This is a genomic window from Coleofasciculus sp. H7-1 (assembly GCF_057473865.1).
The window spans coordinates 27,774-43,526 of sequence record NZ_JBYCCT010000071.1 but is presented as its reverse complement, the minus strand read 5'-3'; the positions used below and the strand labels follow the sequence as shown (position 1 = coordinate 43,526).

The window sequence follows — 15,753 nt, the reverse complement described above, 5'->3', positions numbered from 1 at the left end:
TTGCGCCTTGACTGGTTTCAATATTGATTTACAAACTTTAATTAAACTTTCCCAAACCGAAATCCGAGAAACTATAATGATTCGGGTCAGATGCGATCGCGCGTTGCGCTGACTTGCCAGTTCGCCATCGTTGCCTGTGAAAGTACCCGTCAGTAGTAGCGAAGTGAAACAAAAAGCCTTGGAATTGGGATTCCACAAGGCGGGAATCGCGGCTGTAGATGGGGCAGAGGTGGAAGTACAGCGGTTGCAGGCGTGGCTGGCACAAGGCTATCAGGCGGATATGGAATGGATGGCGAATCCTAAGCGGCAAGATATCCATCTAGTAATGCCAGAAGTGCGATCGCTAATTTGTATTGCCCTCAACTATTACACGCCTCACCAGCGTCCGAATGGCAGCGAATACGCCAAAATCTCCCGCTATGGCTGGGGACGGGATTATCACAAAATTCTCCATAAAAAGCTGAAAGCACTCACCACTTGGCTGCAAGAGCAGGGAGAAGGCATCTCTGCGCGTTACTATGCTGATACTGGCCCCGTGCAAGATAAAGTTTGGGCACAGCAAGCTGGAATTGGCTGGATTGCCAAGAATGGAAATGTCATTACGCGAGAGTATGGTTCTTGGGTATTTTTAGGGGAAGTATTGACCAACCTCGACTTAACGCCTGACTTGCCCCATACTGAACACTGTGGCACTTGTACTCGTTGTATAGATGCTTGTCCCACGGGTGCAATTACCCAGCCCTTTGTCGTAGACGCCAATCGGTGCATCGCTTACCACACAATTGAGAATCGGGCTGAAAAGTTACCAGATGCGCTAAGCGAAGCGATGCCGTTAGCGAAGCGGGACGGAGTACAGGCTATTCCATCTCCGATGCAAGGCTGGGTTGCCGGTTGCGATATCTGCCAGGATGTTTGCCCTTGGAATCAGCGTTTTTCTCAGCCTACGGATGTTGCCGAGTTTCAGCCTTATTCTGGAAATGTAGCTCCGATTCTGACCGAATTAGCGGAAATTTCCGATGAAGAGTGGGATCGTCGGTTTCCCGCCTCAGCGCTACGGCGGATAAAACCGGAGATGTTGCGGCGCAATGCTAGGGCAAATTTGGATTCAAATGCTTCACCTGATGCATGAAATAGTGTGAGCAAGTAGGCACTACACTAGACAAAATTCATCCCAAGTTGAGATACACCCAAAACGATGACCCTAAAAGTCATAATTTTTGATTTTGATGGCACAATTGCTGATAGCCTCGATGCCGTCGTGAATATTACTAATCGTTTAGCTGTAGAATTCGGATATCAGCCAGCCAGTCTAGAAGATATCGAAAAGATTAAAAATTTAAGTTCTAGAGAAATTATTCAATTCTCTGGCGTTTCCATCTTTAAATTACCATTTTTACTTAGGAAAGTTAGAATAAGATTAAATAATCAGATTCAAGATTTAAAACCTTTCCCAGGGATTAAAGAAACTTTTACCGAGCTTAAAGCTCAAGGTAATCAATTAGGAATTATCACGTCTAACTCTAAAGAGAATGTTACGCTTTTTTTGAAGGAGAATAATTTTATAGAATTATTTGATTTTATTTATTCAGCCCCAACAATTTTTGGAAAGCACAAAGTAATTAATAATTTTTCAAAGAAACAAAATATTCAAATTAGTGATATGGTTTATGTTGGAGATGAAACAAGAGATATCGAAGCGGCAAGAAAAAGTCGGATAAAAGTAATTTCAGTCAGTTGGGGTTTTAATTCAAAAGAAGTTTTAGCCAAACATCACCCAGATTTTTTGATTGACAAACCTAGCGAACTGTTAGAAGTTATAGGAAGCTTACAAAAACAGCCATTGTAAAGATGGATGCGGCTCTCTAAAGTTATTGTTAGGACACGCCGCTCTGCTGTCCTAGTATTAGATAAATACTGACTAGCCTATTACCTTACAGATAGCTTTGAGAACTTGTAGTAATTGGATTAAACGCTCAGAATCAATCAAGTTCAACTCTGGCATTAGCAGATAAGTCGGGGGATTTCCCCGCTGGATATACACCCATTGATATCGCAGTCCATTTGTTGTCAACCCCCAAACTGATGTTTGATGTTCTAAACTTTTATAGGCATAGGTAAGCAGTTGAGGTAAACCAGTGAAAGCCTCAACCTGACTATTTTTAGCTTCAATTACCAAAACCCAAAAAGATACGTTAGCTGTTGTCTGGGGAGTTTTATTGACTGCTAAAATATCAAACCGTCCTGTAATGATGGTGTCTTCATCGGTGATATTGATATCTGCGATGTTTTCTTCTAAGGTAATCTGAATAGGGTAGCGATAGAAGCCAGCTAATCGCAGTAATGGAGCAACGGTAAGAAGCTTTACCTGTCCTTCTGAAACTTTTCCTGCTGTCAGGTATCGCTCAAAGTCATTCCGAATTTGCACAAGTTCCTGCTGCTCAAACTCTGTTAGTGGTTCTAGAGATAATAAGGGTGTGAAGGAGCCGTTGTACTGTTTATGGAAGCCGAAAAGACGATGAATATCATCTAGAGATAAATTGCGGGCATTGAGAGTTGTCATGCTTTTATTTCAGGTAATTAACTAACAAGAGGGAATTGCGATGCCAGTCTGCGGATCGAAGAAATGGATTTTCTCAGGCATCAGCGATAACCACAAGCGATCGCCTATTCGCACCGCTTTGTCTGGTGGAATCCGTACTTGTAAGGAATACGCGATCGCTGACTCCAGCAAAGTGACAGATAAATAAGTTTCGTTACCTAGTGCTTCCACCAAATCTACTCGCACCTGTAGATTTTTGGGGGCGGGAACGCCAATGATTAAGTGTTCGGGACGGATGCCTAAAGTCAGGGATTGCCCATCGTATTTTTGCAGTGCTGACGCCCAAATATCGGGGAGAGTGAGCCGAAATTGAGAATGGGTAATAAGTAGCGGTGCTTTCACCTGCACCGGCAAAAAATTCATTGGCGGCGAACCAATGAATTCTGCGACAAAACGGTTGGCTGGGTGGTTGTAAAGTTCCAACGGTGCAGCGATTTGCTGGATTTTCCCGTGATTCATCACAGCAATGCGATCGCCCATTGTCATCGCTTCCGTTTGGTCATGGGTGACGTAAATGGTTGTTGTGCCAAGCTGTCGCTGCAATTTAACAATTTGGGCGCGAGTTTCTGCCCGAAGTTTGGCATCTAAGTTTGAGAGGGGTTCATCCATTAAAAATACTTGAGGATTGCGAGCGATCGCTCGTCCCAATGCGACTCGTTGCTTTTGTCCTCCCGATAGTTGTTTTGGCAACCTGTTTAAGAGCGGCTCAATTTGCAACAATTGAGCAACCGTTCGCACCTGCTCATTAATCGCTTTTTCTCGCGCAGGCAGATAGCGAAGACCTTTTGGAAGCGATCGCGTCATTTCCACTAACAGATTCTCCGCCCAAATGGGCAAGGAGGACTGTGGGTTGAGTGCAGGATGCCCCTCCTCTGCGCCCCCACTCCTCTGCGCCCCCACTCCTGTACGCCCCGTGCGCCGCAGTCCAAAGGCAATATTGTCATACACCGTCATGTGGGGATAGAGGGCGTAGTTTTGAAACACCATTGCGATGTCTCGTTCCTTTGGCGGCAAATCGTTCACTAGAGTGTCCCCCACCCGGATATTGCCCCCCGTCAATTCTTCCAGCCCCGCAATCAGCCGCAACAGCGTACTTTTGCCACAACCGGAAGGACCAACCAACACCATAAACTCGCCATCTTGCACCGTCAGGTTAATCCGTCGCAAGACATTCGTAGCTCCAGATGGAGGCGAAGGTTTATCATCTACAACCAGGGACCCGTCATCCACTGGCGTCAGCAGAGGTTCTGGCGCGATCGCTGCGACAACTTCCCCTTGACGAGCGGAAAAGCTTTTGTAAACGTTTTCTATAACAACTTGTGCCACGGCTATTAATACCCACTACTGAATCTATTTTCAATCACTGACTTGCAGCACAACACTCTCAGGAGAATCTGAGAACCAAAGCAATAGGGAATTTTGTGATGGAAAAGAATTAATTGCAGGACTTACGCAAAGCTTATACATATAGCGTTCTTGTCGGTTCAATCCCCCTGTGGTTGCCCTCATAGATGTGGTGATGTGCGGCGAGTCCTGAATTGCTCCGAGTTCGGGATTCATCGCCCTTTCCCATAAACCCCGAACCCCGAACTACGAACAAAGGACGACAGTAATAATTTTTTCGTCCGGGTTGAGTTCGATCAAGCGATCGCCCGTCCCATCTTTACCCCGCAACTGCATCGAATCCACCGGCATTTGCACGGGCTTTCGCTGGGCGCTTGTCAGCAAGATTATCTTCGACTTTGCTGGAGCCGCGACCATCGCTGCCATAGCATCGGTTTTGCTTGTAAAATGCAGTGACTGAGTGCCAAGATCGCCGAGATTTGCCAGTCGGATCGTACTCATCGGCAGGCGTTTGGCATACCCCAACTGGGAAACGATTAAAATGTTTTCATCATCACCCAGCGTTAAAGCTCCTACCAGTTGCTCGGAACGCCGCAGCCGCATCGCCTGCACCCCCATCGTCGTGCGTCCCATCAAGGGTAGATGGTCATCGTTGACTTGAAGCCGCAGCAAACGCCCACCCCCAGTCGCCAAGACGAGCTGTTCGCCGGTTCTAGCCAGATTGACGTACTTTAACCGATCGTCTTCTTTCAGCTTCATGAGCGTGATGCCGCGACTGGTGAGGTTAGCCAGTTCTACCAGAGGCAGGCGCTTGATTCTCCCCTGTTCGCTAAGCAAAATTAAATCGGCACTTTGCGGATCTTCAGGCAGGAAAAAGTTGGAGACAATCGTTTCTGCCGCAGTTTGAGCTGAGTTGGACAGCAAGCCAATCAGCGGCGTTCCCCGCGATTGCTTCCCGGTTGCTGGAATCTCACCAACCTTGATAGGGTAAGCTTTGCCGCCGCTGCTGACTACCACTAACTCGGCTTGGGTGCAAGTGTGCTGAGTTTTGACGACAAAATCATCCGGACGACTGCCGCCATCGCCTTTCCCAGACGCGGATTTATTCCCATTTTTAGGTAAGCGCCGGACATATCCGCGCTGGGTAAACTCCAGAACTGCCTCTTCTTCTAAGTGCCCAGGAGTGAGGAGTGCGGGTTGAGTAGAGTTTTTGGCTTCTGACTTGTGAGTTTTGCCTTTTGAGTCTGGTTTTTTTTCTGGTGGCTGAGTCTTTAATTCTTTCGCCCCAGTCAGGATCTTGCTGCGACGCGGATCGGTAAATTTGCGTTTGAGCGATCGCAAATCTTTTTTCAAAGCTTTTAGGAGTTCGCCGCGATCGCTCAGCAGGAGTTGCAACAGATGAATTCTCTCTGACAACTCCTTAAACTCAGCTTGTAAATTTTGCCGTTCCAAGCCAGTGAGGCGTCGCAGGGGCATTGACAAAATAGCATCCGCCTGAACCTCACTGATATTCAACCGTTCTTGTAGCCTTAACTTGGCGGTGCTACCATCAGGAGCATTCCGGAGAATTTCAATCACCGCATCCAACTCGGTTAAAGACGCCAGCAACCCTTCCACAACGTGAATGCGTCGTTCTGCCTCACCCAATTCGTAGGTATACTGCCGAGTCAGCGTCTGTTCTCGGAACTTGAGAAATTCCTCCAACAGCTGGCGCAACGTGAGCTGACGCGGTTGCCCATCTACCAACGCCAACAGGATCGCGCCAAAATTGGTACACAGCGCTGTTTGTCTATAGAGTTGATCGAGGACATGGTGAGGATTGGTGTCTCGTTTCAGTTCCACCACCACGCGCATTCCTTCGCGATCGCTTTCATCCCGTAGATCCGCGATCCCTTCGATTCGACCCTGATTGACCAGTTCCGCTACCTTCTCAATCCAACCCGCCTTATTCACCTGGAAAGGCAATTCCGTCACCACAATTGCCGTCCGCTTGTGTCGTCCCCGACTTGCCGCGATTTCCTCAATCTTGGCGACTCCCCGCACGGTGATGCTACCGCGACCCGTGTTGTAAGCTTCCCGAATTCCCTCTGTCCCGACAATTTCGCCTCCCGTGGGGAAATCTGGCCCCGGAACTAGCTTCCATAGCTTCTCGTCTGGGAGATCGGGTCGCTCGATCAGGGCAATTAAACCATCCACCACCTCACCCAAGTTGTGCGGCGGCACATTCGTTGCCATGCCGACGGCAATTCCAGCGCACCCGTTGAGTAACAACACTGGCAGCTGAGCTGGCAGTACGGTTGGTTCCTGTTGGGAATTGTCAAAGTTGCCGATGAAGTCAACTGTGGCTTCGCCAATTTCACTCAGAAGCGCTTCATGACTAATTGCAGCCAGTCGCGTTTCCGTGTAACGCATCGCCGCAGGTGGGTCATTATCCACCGACCCAAAGTTGCCATGACCGCCGAGGAGGGGATAGCGGCTGGAAAATTCTTGCACCAGACGCACTAAGGCGTCATAAACCGCCTGGTCGCCATGTGGGTGATATTTGCCCAAAACATCCCCAACCACCCTAGCGCACTTGCGGTAGGGGCGGTCTGGCGTCAGTCCGAGTTCGTGCATCGCATACAAGATGCGCCGATGCACCGGCTTTAAACCGTCGCGGACATCGGGTAATGCACGCCCGACGATCACACTCATGGCATATTCAAGATAAGACCGTTGCATCTCCGCGTGTAAAGGCGTGGGGATGATCTGTCCGGTTGCCAAAAGGTTCAGTTGTTTCGCCATGAGTTTTATTCCCTATTTCCTGAAAACGTAAAATTTTTTTGCATCTGGAGATTGATGACCGATAGCGTCACAAATGGCAACGTGACAAAGAACCTTTCACAGTAGTATGGAACCGCAGCTATGACCACGACTCTTCCAAAGAGCGCCATTGAAAGGAAAAACTTGATGAAAACCGTTTTGATTGTAGAAGACGATCCGATTAATGCTCGGGTTTTTTCTAAGATTCTGAGCAAGCGGGGCGGTTTGGCAGTTAAGCATACCGAAAACGTGGAAGAGGTAATGCAAATTGCCCAATCCGGTGAGGCTGACATTATTTTGATGGATGTTTCCCTGGCACATAGTGTTTACCAGGGTAAGTCGGTTGACGGCATAAAAATCACGCAGATGTTGAAGGCTGACCCGCAAACTGCTAGTTTGCCTATTATCCTGGTTACGGCTCACGCGATGGAGGGCGATCGCGAAAATTTCCTCAAACAGAGTGGTGCCGATGGCTATATTTCTAAACCAGTTGTCGATCATCAACTGTTTGTGGAGCAAATCAAGGCATTGTTGCCACAATAATACTTTTATGTTGCAGGCATAGGGCGGGCTTTTACCGCCCTGAGTTGAAATCAAGGTCTTCCATTTCTATTGTGAAGGCTCTCTGGTGGCTGCTTGCCTTTCAGCTTTTGCCCTCTTGTGTTGCCACCAGTTTAGTACATTTGTATTAATTAAGGAATCCTGGGGGGTGGTTTCTTTACCTGGCGTGACTCGCATCCCCCGACAACTCCGGCAAACCTACAGGAGGGACGATCTGGCGTTAATCCCACGAACTGGGATTTAAACTGTCGCGGACTTTGGTAAGGCACGAGGGCGCGATCGCGCTCATGGCATATTCAAGGGCATCTTCAAAATATGACGGTTGCATCTTTGCGTGTAATCCTGTCTAGAAAAACTGTCCAGTCGAAAGTCGGTTCAGTTGTTTTGCCATAAGTTCTATTTCCATTTATTGACAACAGAAAAATTGCATATTGCGATTGATGACAAATTAGGCGATAAATGCCAACGTAAGAAAGAATTTTTCATAATAGGCTTGAACCAAAAAGCCACGACCACGACTCTGCAAAAAAACGCTATTGAAGGGAAAAACTCGATGAAAACCGTTTTGATTGTAGAAGACGAGCCGATTAATGTTCGGGTTTTTTCTAAAATCCTGACAAAGCGAGCCGGTTTGCAAGTCAAACATACTGAAAATGTAGAAGAAGTAATTCAAATTGCCCAATCTAAGGAGGCTGACATTATTTTGATGGATGTTTCCTTAACAAACAGTTTTTACCAAGGTAAATCAGTGGATGGCATAAAAATCACCCAAATATTAAAAGCTGACCCCCAAACTGCCAATCTACCGATTATTCTGGTGACAGCTAATGCAATGGAAGGCGATCGCGAAAATTTCCTCCAGCAAAGTGGTGCCGATGAATACATTTCTAAACCAGTTGTCGATCATCAACTGTTTGTGGATAAAATTCTGGCACTGATACAACAAAAGTAGTTTTGATGTTAATCGTGCGGTGCAAACTTCATGCAGGTGAGTTGCTTTCGCTCTTGCTTCAAAACCTTTTGTGACGGCTGTCTCCAAGACTTGAGTATCTCAGGTTCTGTCTTTGGTTAGGTAAAACCTAGTTTAGTACACTTGTATTATTTCAGAAATAGTAGATGGGTGGCAATTTTTAAGGACTGACCAATCGTGCCCCATGTTAGAGTGCGATCGCGAAGCGCCGACCTGTCGGGCAAGCGTAACGTCTGGGCTTTCTTCGCTGTTTGTTCCCCATGAATGCCTCAATGATGCGACCTTTGTTGGCGCTGCCGCAAGCAGTTAGCGCGAGTAATACTGACTCGCGCCTACGTCTAGGTGCGATTATGCTGAATAAGTTAAAAATTTTGACCCAATAAGGAGTCAAACTCCGCCCGTAATGCCTTTATATCGGCAACTCTTGCGACTACCAAATTCTCTTTGCCAGCATCCTTAAGGCGCTTGTTCCAATATTGGATATTGTCAGAATTATTCAGCCAAAAGTCTATGATCGTATCCAAAACCTCTTCTAAATTCCAGCCTCGCTTGGGTGGAACCGTTTCGACTGATTCCAGAAAAGCATCCAGCGTGCATTTAGGGCTTCCTAAGTATTCGGCTCTATGTGGCTCTGCTTGAATAATTTCCTGTTGATGGTTGAAGAAATAAAGAATGGGAGATACCCCTAAAATTTCAAAGGTATAGTTCATAGCAGTCTCCTCAATATTTTCTTTCTTGCTGAATCCTACCAATTGTTAAAGAATAGTATGGTCACATTGCTAACATCTTTGGCATCCCGCTGAAGTAAATCTATACAATGTTTGCTAAGCGAGAAATATCCGCCAAAAGAAGTGTGCAGCCTGAACTTAGGGGTATGCCTTTCGGTAAAATTTACATCAGGATGACCAATTCAAAAAACAGGGATGCTATTTTTAACAATTTTTTTTAATTGGATTACAAATTTTTGCATGAGAAGTCAACGGCTGGCTTAAACCGTTCCAATCTTGGTGCATCGTGGAAGTCATCGCCATAACCGCCTTATTCAGCACCTATCTCGGCATCTGGCTGCAACAAACTTCTCTGAAATTCGCCCCCGCCGGAATTGCCCAAACGCTAAGTTCTACTAGCCCTTTGTTTATTTTACCTCTAGCGATTTGGATGGGTAATGTTGTCAGTTTTCGAGCTATCTTAGGCGTTTTAGTTGCACTAGGCGGTGTCGCGGTGCTATTTAGCCTCCGGTAGGAATAGGTGTTTGGTTGGGAAGCGATCGCTACTTTCTGGGTATAGAATGGCTCAAGCGATCACTTTAGCTGTCTTTGCCAGTATCTACAATTGACATCTGGCTACAACAGAGTTTCGCCAAATACATCGCTGTACTATTTTGCTTTAGTAGAGCATTAATTTAAGAAAGAAACTAATTGATGGAGTTAGAGATGTTTGGTGGTAATTGGACAACTGACAAATTGGAACGTGTACGCAAATACCTCAAAGCATATACAACAATTATGAGGAATCAGAAGTTCAAGCAATATATGTACATAGATGCCTTTGCAGGAACTGGATGGCTAACGCTTAAGCAGAATGAGCAATCAGAACAGCAATCACAATTATCGCTATTCACCGGGACTTTTGAAGAAGAATCAAAGAAAAACTTACAAGGTTCTGCACGAATTGCGCTTCAAGTCAATCCCGAATTTACAAAATATATCTTTGTGGAAAGAGATAAAAAAAGATTTGAAGAGCTAGAAACCTTAAAACTGGACTTTCCCAACAGAGATATTTTATTAAAGAATTCAGATGCAAACTTGTTTATCAGAGAAATTTGTGATAGCCAGAATTGGCTTGAAAAAAGTGAGCGTGCTGTTTTATTTTTAGATCCTTATGGGATGCAAGTTCCTTGGCAGACAGTTGAAGCTATTGCCCGAACACAAGCTATTGATCTCTGGTATCTTTTTCCAATAGGTATAGCACTCAATAGACTTCTTAAAAAAGACGGCAAAATTAATGATTCATGCCGCAAGAAAATAGATATAATAATTGGTACAGACGATTGGTACAACTTGTTTTATGCAGAAGAAAGAAGAGTAGGATTATTTGGAGAAGAAACAGTCATAGTGAAAAAGGCAAATTTTGATTCGTTAAAAAGTTATTTTATTGAACGCTTAAAGACTATATTTGCGGGAGTTGCAGATAATCCAAGACTTTTATTTACTTCTAAGAATAACCCTCTATATCTTCTATGTTTTGCATCTAGCAATCAACGGGGAACACCGACCGCCATTAAAATCGCTCAAGATATATTGAGGAGAGAATAAATGAACACAAAATCACATATTGAATGGACTGAGGTTACTTGGAATCCTCTAACAGGCTGTACAAAGATAAGTCCTGGGTGCAGTCACTGTTACGCTGAGAGAATGGCGTTGCGTCTTCAAGCAATGGGGCAACCCAATTATAAAAATGGTTTTAAGGTCACATTACATGAACATACATTGGAGTTGCCAGTACACTGGAAGAAGCCGAGAACTATATTTGTAAACTCAATGAGTGATTTATTTCATAGGGATGTGTCCATTGAGTTTATTAGGAAAGTTTTTGAAGTGATGCAAAAAGCTCATTGGCATCGTTTTCAAATTTTAACTAAAAGATCAGAGCGACTTATAGAAATAAGCGATGAACTCCCTTGGATGCCTAATATTTGGATGGGAGTGAGTGTTGAAAATCAGAACTACATATTTCGGATCGATCACCTGCGTCAAAGTGGAGCAAAAATCAAGTTTCTCTCTCTTGAACCCCTTTTAGGACCATTACATGACCTCAATTTGACAGGAATAGATTGGGTCATTGTCGGAGGTGAGTCGGGACCCAAAGCTAGACATATAGACCCAGCATGGGTTATTGATATCCGCGATCAATGTCAAAAGGCTGAAGTGCCTTTCTTTTTCAAACAATGGGGCGGAACTAATAAAAAGAAAGCTGGGCGATTACTTGAAGACCGGACATGGGATGAAATGCCTATCACTCAGCAAATCGTAAGGGATTCTAAGCAGCACTTTGAGTCGGCTATCAGACCAGAGCCACCTAAAATGGTTCTCACTTAAACTTCGCTCGCACTCTCCCCTTAACTTAAATCAAACCGCTGCTTTAGCCGCAAAGCGTCCTGTATTCCGGATAGCATCTAGAAATGCATAGACGGCTGGAGTATGAAGGGCATTTGCTAGAAGCGCTACCCCAATTACCCGCTCTAGAGGTGCTGGCAAGCTGCACACGCGCACCCCAGCGGGTACAGGTTCGGCAGCCAGACGAGGGAGAATTGCCGCCCCTAAACCTTGGGAAACCATGCTGACGATGGTGGAGTCTTCTTTAATTTCATAAGCAATGTTGAGCGGGTATTCTGCAATTGACAAATATTTGCGAATCCACTCATTGCAGGGAATGCCAGAACTAATAATTAAAGGATAAGTGGCTAACTGCTTCCAGGTAATTTTGGCACTTCTTAAATTAGTTTTTGGCGGGAGTAGGAGAACATAATCATCCCGCAAAATTTCCCAAGTTTCAAATTCATGTGCCTGCAGGTAAATAGATAAAGCCAATATCGGCATAACCTGCACGCAAAGCATCTCCTACACGCGAGTAGTCATCACCATCAACGATGCTCACAGTAATATTGGGGAAGCAACTGCGAAATCGAGCGATCGCTGTTGGGAGAATATGAGTCGCCACACTCCGAAAACAGGCAACCCGCACGTTTCCACCCTGTAAGCCTTTTTCTAAATTGGCTTCCTTCTCCATTGCTTCTAAAAGTTGTAGCAATTTACGACCATGAGCCGTAACTCCCTCTCCGACTGGGGTGAGACGCGCTCCATAACGACCGCGAGCCAGTAATACGACTCCCAATTCTTCTTCAAGACTCGCTATCGCATGACTGACTGCTGACTGCGATACCTCCAACTGCAAGGCTGATAAGCTGAAGTTGCCGTAGTCTGCCACTGCGACTAAAGCACGAATCTGGGAAAGCTTCATCCGGCTTCTATTGATTTCATTCATGGCGGTTATGCAAGCGGTGTATGCATTGTCGCAAACCCAGTTAAATCATTTCATCTTTATATATGAATTTTATTCATAGAAGCTATGCAAATATTGCTTTGTCTATCAAATAACCAAAAGTTACATTTAATTTGTCAGCGAATTTAGGTTGTGCAATCTAGAATTTTTGGTTGGCTTGGTCGGTATTTTCCAGGTTTTTCTCTAGTTCCACATCACCCATTCAGGTGATTCTACTGGAGGAAGTAACCTTCTAATCTTCAACTGTACTCTGAAATTAATATTCATCAGTTGCGGCGGAATCAATGCCGAGAACCTTGCTAAGCAAATAAGTTTGTCAAGCGTACTTTTGTGCAGCACAATCCGAAATTCATTCTACCTTGAATCCGAAGAGATTTATTATGAAAACTTCAGAAAATTGTTTTGATAGAGAAAGGCTAGAAGCTCTTTACATTCAAGAGGAGCAGCCTGTCAAGGAAACCAAAGTATTTTCTATTCTGAATAGTATTTGGCAGCATTTAGTTACATTCTTTACTAAGGAGCCAGAACTAAAAGTTTGGAAGCGTTCCGACCGCTTTGGGAATATCTGGTGGGAAGCCTACGATCCTTTCAGCGGCAGCTCTGCAACTTTTGGTTGTGAAGTTGATATGCTGGAATGGATTGAAAGAAGGTACCACAGAAACAATAATTCAATGTTTTGAAATAAGACAAAACATTAGAATCAGGGAGCTTAAAGTTAGCTTTAGCTCAACTGGATATTGATTTTAAACCGTTGAAATGGGTGTAGATACGCGAAATAGTTATCTAGATTAGCTTGCTCACTAAAGTGAGCAAGTTTCTCATCTGTCATCAGCATTCTTCTTGCGAAGTATCTTCGATCTCCTTATCGCTTAACCGCTAAGGTCAATCCATCTGCTATGGGAACAAGACTCAGAGAAACCCGTTCATCATGGTGTAATTTTTGATTAAAAGCTCGAATTGCCTGGGTGCTGTTATCCTGAACTTGAGGATCGGCAACTCGTCCACTCCACAAAACATTATCAATTGCAATCAAGCCACCGGGACGAAGTAGCTGGAGCGATCGCTCATAATACCCGTCATAATTGCCCTTATCGGCATCAATGAAGGCAAAGTCAAACGGTTCTGCTTGTCCTTGTGCCAACAATTGATCTAGCGTTTCCAGCGCCGGTGCTAATCGCAGATCGATCTTGTCCGCCACGCCAGCTTCCTGCCAATAGCGCCGCGCTACCGAGGTGAACTCTTCACTGACATCGCAAGCAATAATCTTGCCATCTGGGGGAAGTGCCAAAGCCACGCACAAAGAACTGTAGCCAGTAAAGACACCCACTTCCAGCGTTTTCTTTGCCCCCATTAGCTGAACCAACAGCGCCATAAATTGCCCTTGTTCTGGGGAAATCTGCATCATTGCGTAGGGATGATTTGCAGTTTCTTCCCGCAGACGGCGCAGAATCTCTGGTTCTCGCAACGATGAAGAAAGTAGGTAATCGTAAAGCTGGTCATCTAAGCCAAGGGTCTTTTTTGACATGATGGATTTAGAACTCGAAGAACGCACACAGCCTATCCTATCGTTCCGGCTGCGATCCGTAGGAAATAGAGGAGAAGTTAAACGCTATGCTGCGAATTATTTTGATAGTGATTTTGCTGGGACTGCTGACAGCTTGCGGCGTTGGTGTAGCAGCACCAAGTGGTCAACTGGTGCAGAAAGCGATCGCGCTTCAAGTCAGTCAAACCCAAAAGCAGCTGAGTCAGCAGTTATTCCAGCAACCCTCCAGCTTTGAAATCGCTCAAATACGAGTTACTCACGAGGAACCTTTATTGATTCAAAAGTTACCCGCCTACCACATCCAAGGCACCTACAACTTTACCCTGCAACGTCCCAGCCATCAGATAACTCAACAACAAAACCACTTTGATGTCTACTTGCAACGCCAAATCGAAGGCAAAACTTGGCGTCTGGCGATTCCTCGATCTACTAGCACAAACACTGAACCGACTTGGCGCACTTGGTTGATTCAATAAACCAATTTTGAGCCATTAATATTTAATAAATTTCTATTATCCTGTCCCATCGTTTTCTTTCTTTCCTTTGCGTTCTTTGCGTCTTTGCGGTTTAAAAATCAAGCCTCATGTGAAAGTTGCCAAACTAGCACAAATCGCTCTATTGCCACAGCTATCACCAGCCAGGATTGAGGCAATTCCTCGACAGCAGAGATGACTGAGATGTATTTCAACTTTATTGGTTTCAGCGTGGGACTGGTGGTTTTGGTGCTGGTGGCTTTTGGCGTATTGCAAGGGGTAAATGTGCCAGCGGGTAACTTTATCGATTGGGTAATTGGTGCGGCGAGTTTTTGGTGGCTGCTGGTGATTGTGACAGTTCCGTGGAATATCCATTTTGACGCTAAAGAAGTCATCGCAGAAGCAGCACTGTCAACAGAAAAAGGAATTGCGATTGACGAGAAGCAAGTTAAGTATGCCAAAGTTATCGCAAATCGGTCATTTTGGGTAGCGATCGCCCTCCATTTTCTCTCTGCTGCCGGTCTTTATACTCTAGCCGCAACGGGCATCAGTGCCGTTGGATACGTCAGTTCCGGTGCCGCTTTACTATTAACGGCTTTGCGTCCCGCCGTGCGAACCTACGAATATTTAGCCGCCCGCTTGTCGATGATTCGCCAAGAATTCCAGTATCCCCGCCAAGATATTTGGGAACTCCGCAATCGCTTTGATAATTTAGAGTCTGCCGTCAGGCAATTAGAAGCGCAAATGAATCCTGAAGAAGCATACTCTTTTGTCGCCACTCAACAGCGCTCATTCGATGAGACTCGCAAAGAATTAGCCCGCCTGAATGCCACAATCGAAGAACTGCGAGCCACAAACCAAGGCGATCACGAGCGCTTATCCAGAGAAGCGAAAAATGCGATCGCTCAACTTACAGCAGACGGACAATTTCTCGACCACGTCCGCGAAATTATCCGCTTTTTCAAAACCGCTTAATCAGGACTGAGGACTGAGGACTGAGGAGTAAGGACTGAGGACTGAGGAGTAAGGACTGAGGACTGAGGAGTAAGGACTGAGGACTGAGGACTGAGGACTGAGGACTAAGTAGAAGAAAGTGAAAAGTGAAACTCTAAGAGAGTAGGAGCGCTGAAAGACTATCCAAAACTCCTGAAACCCTTGAAAAAGCGTAGGGAATGGTAGAGCGATAGCGAAACCCAACAAACTGCACCAGTGCTGGGTTGAGTTCACGAAACCCAGCCTACACATCTGTTGCCTCTCCCCTCCTCAGAGCGCTGAAAGACTATCCAAAACTCCTGAAACCCTTGAAAAAGCGTAGGGAATGGTAGAGCGATAGCGAAACCCAACAAACTGCACCAGTGCTGGGTTGAGTTCACGAAACCCAGCCTACACATCTGTT

Annotated in this window: 16 protein-coding genes and 2 pseudogenes; 10 read left to right on the top strand and 8 right to left on the bottom strand. The window is 45.4% G+C overall.

The window, feature by feature from the left end; all coding sequences use genetic code 11:
- The first annotated feature begins 136 nt into the window (after nt 1–136).
- On the top strand, nt 137–1,129 hold the full coding sequence (queG, locus tag AC2VDX_RS19930) for a tRNA epoxyqueuosine(34) reductase QueG (RefSeq protein WP_378184909.1): 993 nt from the start codon (nt 137–139) through the stop codon (nt 1,127–1,129).
- Between the two features lie 66 nt (nt 1,130–1,195).
- Nucleotides 1,196–1,846, top strand: a complete 651-nt coding sequence (locus AC2VDX_RS19925; RefSeq protein WP_378184911.1) for an HAD-IA family hydrolase — start codon at nt 1,196–1,198, stop codon at nt 1,844–1,846.
- Between the two features lie 72 nt (nt 1,847–1,918).
- On the opposite strand, the gene AC2VDX_RS19920 is transcribed toward AC2VDX_RS19925, so the two are convergent.
- From AC2VDX_RS19920 to AC2VDX_RS19905, 4 genes are read right to left on the bottom strand one after another with little or no spacing between them, the layout of a single operon-like run.
- Nucleotides 1,919–2,560, bottom strand: a complete 642-nt coding sequence (locus AC2VDX_RS19920) for a restriction endonuclease subunit R (RefSeq protein ID WP_378184913.1) — start codon at nt 2,558–2,560, stop codon at nt 1,919–1,921.
- A 21-nt stretch (nt 2,561–2,581) separates the two neighbouring features.
- Nucleotides 2,582–3,925 (bottom strand): ABC transporter ATP-binding protein, encoded by a 1,344-nt coding sequence (locus AC2VDX_RS19915; protein WP_378184915.1) that lies wholly within the window; start codon nt 3,923–3,925, stop codon nt 2,582–2,584.
- Nucleotides 3,926–3,955: 30 nt separating this feature from the next.
- A complete protein-coding gene (locus AC2VDX_RS19910; protein WP_378184917.1) occupies nt 3,956–4,159 on the bottom strand; it encodes a hypothetical protein in 204 nt (67 codons plus the stop codon).
- Nucleotides 4,160–4,189: 30 nt separating this feature from the next.
- On the bottom strand, nt 4,190–6,727 hold the full coding sequence (locus tag AC2VDX_RS19905) for a DNA gyrase/topoisomerase IV subunit A (protein WP_378184919.1): 2,538 nt from the start codon (nt 6,725–6,727) through the stop codon (nt 4,190–4,192).
- Between the two features lie 165 nt (nt 6,728–6,892).
- Here AC2VDX_RS19905 and AC2VDX_RS19900 point away from each other — a divergent pair, with 165 nt between their 5' ends.
- Together AC2VDX_RS19900 and AC2VDX_RS19895 are read left to right on the top strand one after the other, a co-directional pair.
- Entirely contained in the window at nt 6,893–7,288 is a 396-nt protein-coding gene (locus tag AC2VDX_RS19900) for a response regulator (RefSeq protein WP_378184981.1), read from the top strand.
- 571 nt (nt 7,289–7,859) lie between these two features.
- Entirely contained in the window at nt 7,860–8,258 is a 399-nt protein-coding gene (locus AC2VDX_RS19895) for a response regulator (protein ID WP_378184921.1), read from the top strand.
- Between the two features lie 380 nt (nt 8,259–8,638).
- On the opposite strand, the gene AC2VDX_RS19890 is transcribed toward AC2VDX_RS19895, so the two are convergent.
- On the bottom strand, nt 8,639–8,986 hold the full coding sequence (locus AC2VDX_RS19890) for a hypothetical protein (protein ID WP_378184923.1): 348 nt from the start codon (nt 8,984–8,986) through the stop codon (nt 8,639–8,641).
- 313 nt (nt 8,987–9,299) lie between these two features.
- Between AC2VDX_RS19890 and AC2VDX_RS19885 the strand changes: the two are divergent.
- From AC2VDX_RS19885 to AC2VDX_RS19875, 3 genes and pseudogenes are all read left to right on the top strand, one after another.
- A pseudogene (locus AC2VDX_RS19885) lies at nt 9,300–9,518 on the top strand (EamA family transporter); the annotation flags it as partial.
- 179 nt (nt 9,519–9,697) lie between these two features.
- The gene (gene tcmP, locus AC2VDX_RS19880) at nt 9,698–10,591 is read left to right on the top strand and encodes a three-Cys-motif partner protein TcmP (RefSeq protein WP_378184925.1); all 894 of its coding nucleotides are present in this window, start codon (nt 9,698–9,700) and stop codon (nt 10,589–10,591) included.
- On the top strand, nt 10,592–11,377 hold the full coding sequence (locus tag AC2VDX_RS19875; RefSeq protein WP_378184927.1) for a DUF5131 family protein: 786 nt from the start codon (nt 10,592–10,594) through the stop codon (nt 11,375–11,377).
- Nucleotides 11,378–11,407: 30 nt separating this feature from the next.
- Here AC2VDX_RS19875 and AC2VDX_RS19870 read toward each other — a convergent pair.
- Nucleotides 11,408–12,299: pseudogene (locus tag AC2VDX_RS19870) on the bottom strand (LysR family transcriptional regulator).
- A 422-nt stretch (nt 12,300–12,721) separates the two neighbouring features.
- Between AC2VDX_RS19870 and AC2VDX_RS19865 the strand changes: the two are divergent.
- A complete protein-coding gene (locus AC2VDX_RS19865) occupies nt 12,722–13,021 on the top strand; it encodes a hypothetical protein (protein ID WP_378184929.1) in 300 nt (99 codons plus the stop codon).
- A 182-nt stretch (nt 13,022–13,203) separates the two neighbouring features.
- Here the strand turns inward: AC2VDX_RS19865 and AC2VDX_RS19860 are convergent, their stop codons facing one another.
- Nucleotides 13,204–13,866, bottom strand: coding sequence for a class I SAM-dependent methyltransferase (locus AC2VDX_RS19860; RefSeq protein ID WP_378184931.1), 663 nt, complete (start codon nt 13,864–13,866; stop codon nt 13,204–13,206).
- A gap of 86 nt (nt 13,867–13,952) precedes the next feature.
- Between AC2VDX_RS19860 and AC2VDX_RS19855 the strand changes: the two genes are divergently transcribed.
- Nucleotides 13,953–14,360 (top strand): hypothetical protein, encoded by a 408-nt coding sequence (locus AC2VDX_RS19855; protein ID WP_378184933.1) that lies wholly within the window; start codon nt 13,953–13,955, stop codon nt 14,358–14,360.
- A 201-nt stretch (nt 14,361–14,561) separates the two neighbouring features.
- On the top strand, nt 14,562–15,332 hold the full coding sequence (locus AC2VDX_RS19850) for a hypothetical protein (protein ID WP_378184983.1): 771 nt from the start codon (nt 14,562–14,564) through the stop codon (nt 15,330–15,332).
- On the opposite strand, the gene AC2VDX_RS19845 is transcribed toward AC2VDX_RS19850, so the two are convergent.
- Nucleotides 15,333–15,584 (bottom strand): hypothetical protein, encoded by a 252-nt coding sequence (locus AC2VDX_RS19845; RefSeq protein WP_378184935.1) that lies wholly within the window; start codon nt 15,582–15,584, stop codon nt 15,333–15,335. It lies immediately after the preceding gene.
- Between the last annotated feature and the right edge of the window lie 169 nt (nt 15,585–15,753).